Origin of the sequence: Brachyspira sp., assembly GCF_029258575.1 — a bacterium.
Taxonomy (GTDB): Bacteria; Spirochaetota; Brachyspiria; order Brachyspirales; family Brachyspiraceae; genus Brachyspira.
This window is the reverse complement of record NZ_JARHYI010000149.1, coordinates 1-5,255: the sequence shown is the minus strand read 5'-3', so window position 1 is coordinate 5,255 and position 5,255 is coordinate 1. Positions and strand designations below refer to the sequence as shown.

The window sequence follows — 5,255 nt, the reverse complement described above, 5'->3', positions numbered from 1 at the left end:
GTAAGTCTATATATCCGCCTGCTACATCAAAAATACTGTCTAATAGTATGCCTATTTCTTTTCCGCTTTCTTTCCTCCCCCATAATGCTTTCAGCTCTTCGATAATCTTATTTCTCCATCAAGAAGTTTTTTATTTATATTTTTATCTTTTATATAATCTAATAATCAGAATTTATAGCTTGTCTTATATTTCATGATATTATACCTTATTAATAATCTTTATAGGAAGCAGTCTTTCAAGTTCAGTTTTTGATACCTGAGTGTTTCCTGTTATAAGACTTAATACCTTTATATTTGTTTCATCATTTAAAGCATTATAAATATATTCTAAACTATAATCTTTATTGTAACTACTTAAAGGATATATAATATTGACATGATTTTCGCATACAAATTCTTTCTCTCTTACTATTGCAGATTTTATATTAATGTTTTTATGAGAGCCTGTAACCCTATTAACTGCTATAACATTATTTTTTATTATTAAATCTTGAGAAATATTTCTTATATACTGAAGTTTTCTTTTATTAGGCATTAATATTTTTCCATCAACTATATTAGAAGAATATATTAAAGGTATAGAATTATTTTTATCATCAGTAAGATTTTCTTTATATTTATTCCAAGCAATACTTCCAGTCTTAACCTCATAACCTATTTCTTTTAAGCTTACAGTATCTTTATAAGCTTTATTCAAAAAAGTTTTATCCTCTGTAAATATTGTAATATCATTTTTTGAGAATATATATTTTTTATTTTTATGATTATTTATTTTTTTTAGTATTAAAAGCATAACTTTTTGATTAGCCATATAAAAATTATCAGAACCATCAACTATATGCAAATATTCTACATTGCTATGCTTTATTATATATTCTCTTAATTTACTAAAAAAAGCCCCGTTATTCATAGAAGGAGGCACAATATAAGCCAAATACCCTTCATCTTTAAGAAGTTCTAAACCTAATTTTATAAATATAGAAAATATATTAACTCTGCCGTTTATTATATCATCATGTTTTTTCTTAAGTTCTTTATCGGGCTTGAATTCAAAATAAGGAGGATTGCCTATCACATAATCATATTTAATAGAGCTTTCAGTATCAAATTTCAAAGTATCCAAACATTTTATATCGGCATTATTTACTAATTTTTTTGATATATCTGCTAATTTATTATCAATATCAAATCCGTACAAATAAGGACTATTAAAATATTCATTGCATGATAAAAGAAACTCTCCGCTTCCGCAAGCTGGATCAAGTATTTTTACATTATCTTTTTTTTGAGAAATAGATATTAATTGAGATAAAAGCAAATCTCTTATACTTTTCGGAGTGAAGTACTGCCCTAATCTTTTTCTTTTTTCTATATCTGTATTTTTAAGATAATTAATACTTTCTTTAGAGTATTCCTTATACATATTTATCTCTCAATTCAATAACTATATTTTTCACTTATTTATAAATTCTTACAAAACTCTATTACATTATTTTCGCATTTTATTCTATCTTCATGAATAAAATAATCTATATTAGCATTCTCATTTATAGTTTTATTCTGCTCATAAGCACGTCTTACATAAACATTAAATCCTCTATCGAATTTATATGCAAATAAATTACTCTTACTTTCTTTTTTCATTTTGCTTTTAAAATTATCTTCAAGCTTTTTTATCTCTTCAAAAAATGCTATTAGTTCATTACGCTCATTCATAGGAAGTACATCATCACCTATAAAGAAAGTAACATCTCCCCTGCCGTAAGAACCAAATATATAAATGGCATTAGATTTTGGAAGATTGCTGTTCCACATAGGACTTGATGATTTTCCGCTACTATATTTTATCTCTATAGCCATAATTTTTTTAGCTGTAAATATTAAAAAGTCTGGAAAATTCTGACTGCCATAGGGCTGACATACAAAACAATTTTCCATACTCTTATCTGCAATTGCATAAATATTATCTATGATTTTATCAGAGCTTTTATTTAAAATATCATTTTTTATATTTGAAAGTATATCTTTAATTTCTTTATCAGATGACATTCTTCTATTAAAGCAATATTTTTTTAAAGAGGCTTCAAATCTATCCTCAAATTCATTACCCTCTTTGCTTTTAAGCCATTCTTTCTTATTTTTTTGTATATCTATAAATATATCGCTAAGCATTCTGAAAATATATACAAAAAGCTATTTATTGTCAAGTTATTAATAAAAACATACATAATATCATTAAATATTAATATAATAAATAAAAGACAAAACAAGAACATTAAAATTTAAAAGATAAATAATAAAACTTATAATCATTTTTGATTTTTTAAAATAATGTTCAAATGAACTTGAATAAGAACATTTATTTTATATACTATTAATTATATAAGAAATAAAAAGGGAGGTTATAGTCATGAGTAAATACAGGGAATTTTCAAATGTGTTCAAAAAACAATATGAAAATTATATAGGAGGAGAATGGGTAGCACCTAAAAGTTGTAAATACATAGATAATATAAGTCCTATAAATGGTATAGTTATAAATAAAGTACCTTTGTCCAGTGATGAAGATATAGATTTAGCTCTTGATGCTGCCCATATCGCCAAAGATGCTTGGGCAAAAACTTCTCCTACAGAAAGAGCTAATATTTTAATAAAGATAGCTGAAAGAATAGAAGAAAATTTAGAATTATTAGCCTATGCTGAAACTTGGGATAATGGAAAACCTATAAGAGAAACTTTAAATGCTGATATACCTCTATCTGCAGATCATTTCAGATATTTTGCAAGTGCAATAAGAACTCAGGAAGGAACTATAAGTGAAATTGATAATGATACAGTAGCATATCATTTTCATGAACCATTGGGAGTGGTAGGACAAATTATACCTTGGAATTTCCCTTTACTTATGGCTGCTTGGAAAATAGCACCTGCCATGGCTGCTGGAAACTGCATAGTATTAAAACCTGCAAGTCCTACTCCTGCAAGTATTCTTGTTCTCATGGAAGTTATAGGAGATTTAATACCTAAAGGTGTTTTGAATGTTGTTAATGGAAGTGGCGGAAAAATTGGTAAGAAATTGGCTACAAGCCCTAAAATTTCTAAAGTAGCATTCACTGGTTCTACAAGTGTAGGAAGACAGATAATGCAATTTGCTACAGAAAATATTATTCCTGTAACATTAGAGCTTGGAGGAAAATCTCCTAATATATTCTTTGAAGATGTAATGGATACTGATGATGATTTTTTAGATAAAGCTATTGAAGGACTTGTTCTATTTGCATTCAATCAGGGGGAAGTTTGTACCTGCCCTTCAAGAGCATTAATACATGAAAAGATATACGATAAATTTATGGCTAGAGTTCTAGAAAGAGTAAAAGCTATAAAAATTGGAAATCCTCTAGATATTGATACTATGATGGGAGCTCAGGCAAGTGAAGATCAAATAAATAAAATTACTGAATACTTAAAAATAGGTAAAGAAGAAGGTGCTGAAGTTTTAATAGGCGGCGAAAGAAATATGTTGGGAGGAGAATTAGCTAATGGATTCTATGTACAGCCTACAATATTTAAAGGTAATAACAGTATGAGGATTTTCAGAGAAGAAATTTTCGGACCTGTTTTATCTGTAACTACATTCAAAACTTATGAAGAAGCATTAGAAATAGCTAATGACACTATGTACGGACTTGGTGCTGGTATTTGGACACGTAATATAAATAAAGCATATCGTTTTGGAAGAGATATTAAAGCTGGAAGAGTTTGGACTAACTGTTATCATACTTATCCTGCTCATGCGGCATTCGGAGGATATAAACAATCAGGTATAGGAAGAGAAACTCATAAAATGATGCTTAATCATTATCAGCAAACAAAAAATATTTTGGTAAGTTATTCTCCTAAAAAATTAGGTTTCTTCTAATATAAATTAATAATTAAAATGTTTTTAGGATTGCATTAATATTATTAATGTAATCCTAAATAATATTAAATATAATTATAGAGAGTTCATTTATGAGTGATAATATAAATGATAATAAAATAAAAATTATAGCAGATGATAATACTGTAGAATTAATAAAAGAATTGAAAGAAGAAAATGGAAATATAATATTTCATATATCCTGCGGATGTTGTGATGGCACTATGCTTTTATGTTCTGAAGAAAATGATTTTAAGATTGGAGAAAATGATATTCTTTTGGGAGCTATAGAAAATACTAAAATTTACACTCATCAAAATAATTATGTTAACTTTGAAAATTCTACTATTTATATAAAAACTCTTAATGGAAATGGAAGCGAATTTTCATTAGAGTATGGAAGCGGTAAAAAATTCGTTCTTGAAACACAAATTAAATAATATTATTTCACATTTTTATATAATACATATCAATATATAAAATCAATAATATGTTAGATATTGACTGTTATTATTATTGAATATATAATCTTCAAAATTATATATAAATAATTAAAATAAAACTATGAAGAAAATCATTATCACAATATCTTTAACTATACTACTAATATCATCATGTCAAACTTTGAATATTATTATACCAAATAATGTAAGAAAAATGCTTGCAAAAAATATCAATGAAGATAGAAGTAGCAATCCTATTTACAGGGAATTTAGAGCTGCATGGATTTCTTCAATTGTAAATATTGATTGGCCTCTTAAAGGAGGAAGCGAATCAGAACAAAAAAAACTTATTATAAAACATTTAGATACATTATATAATAATAATTTTAATGCTATATTTATTCAAGTAAAACCAGATGCAGGAGTAATATTTCCATCAAAAATAAATCCTACAACAAGGTATTTCTTTGGTTCTAATCCAACTAATGAAAGAGATGATTATCCTTTCAAAACTGATATGCTTGAATTTATTATTGAAGAAGCTCATAAAAGAAATTTAGAAGTTCATGCCTGGTTTAATCCGTACAGAATGTCATTAAACTACAATAAAAATAAAAGCTATCAAGAACAATTTGCCGAAAAGAATTTCATTCATACTTATGTTTCAAATAATTTAAAACCTATATATTGGTATGATAATAGACTTTATCTGGACCCAGGAGAGCCTATCAGTGCAAAATATATAAAGGACTCTGTAATAGAAGTAGTTGAAAATTATGATATTGATGGAATACATTTTGATGATTATTTTTATCAGAATGCAGCAAGAGGAAAAACATATAAAGACTGGCCTGATGAAACAAGTGCTGAAAAATACGGTACAAAAAGAGGAT

General features: G+C 26.7%; 5 protein-coding genes. 3 read left to right on the top strand and 2 right to left on the bottom strand.

Annotated features, from left to right (window positions below):
* Positions 1-199: 199 nt before the first annotated feature.
* Both Q1J76_RS11820 and Q1J76_RS11815 read right to left on the bottom strand, forming a co-directional pair.
* Positions 200-1,423: an HsdM family class I SAM-dependent methyltransferase gene (locus Q1J76_RS11820; protein ID WP_300370655.1), complete on the bottom strand. Its 1,224-nt coding sequence runs from the start codon at positions 1,421-1,423 to the stop codon at positions 200-202.
* Between the two features lie 38 nt (positions 1,424-1,461).
* On the bottom strand, positions 1,462-2,172 hold the full coding sequence (locus Q1J76_RS11815) for a type II restriction endonuclease (RefSeq protein ID WP_300370652.1): 711 nt from the start codon (positions 2,170-2,172) through the stop codon (positions 1,462-1,464).
* Positions 2,173-2,410: 238 nt separating this feature from the next.
* On the opposite strand from Q1J76_RS11815, the gene exaC reads away from it, so the two are divergent.
* From exaC to Q1J76_RS11800, 3 genes are all read left to right on the top strand, one after another.
* On the top strand, positions 2,411-3,919 hold the full coding sequence (gene exaC, locus Q1J76_RS11810; RefSeq protein WP_300370649.1) for an acetaldehyde dehydrogenase ExaC: 1,509 nt from the start codon (positions 2,411-2,413) through the stop codon (positions 3,917-3,919).
* A gap of 92 nt (positions 3,920-4,011) precedes the next feature.
* Positions 4,012-4,359: a DUF779 domain-containing protein gene (locus tag Q1J76_RS11805; protein WP_300370646.1), complete on the top strand. Its 348-nt coding sequence runs from the start codon at positions 4,012-4,014 to the stop codon at positions 4,357-4,359.
* 124 nt (positions 4,360-4,483) lie between these two features.
* On the top strand, positions 4,484-5,255 hold a 772-nt coding region (locus tag Q1J76_RS11800; RefSeq protein ID WP_300370643.1), incomplete at its 3' end, for a glycoside hydrolase family 10-like protein.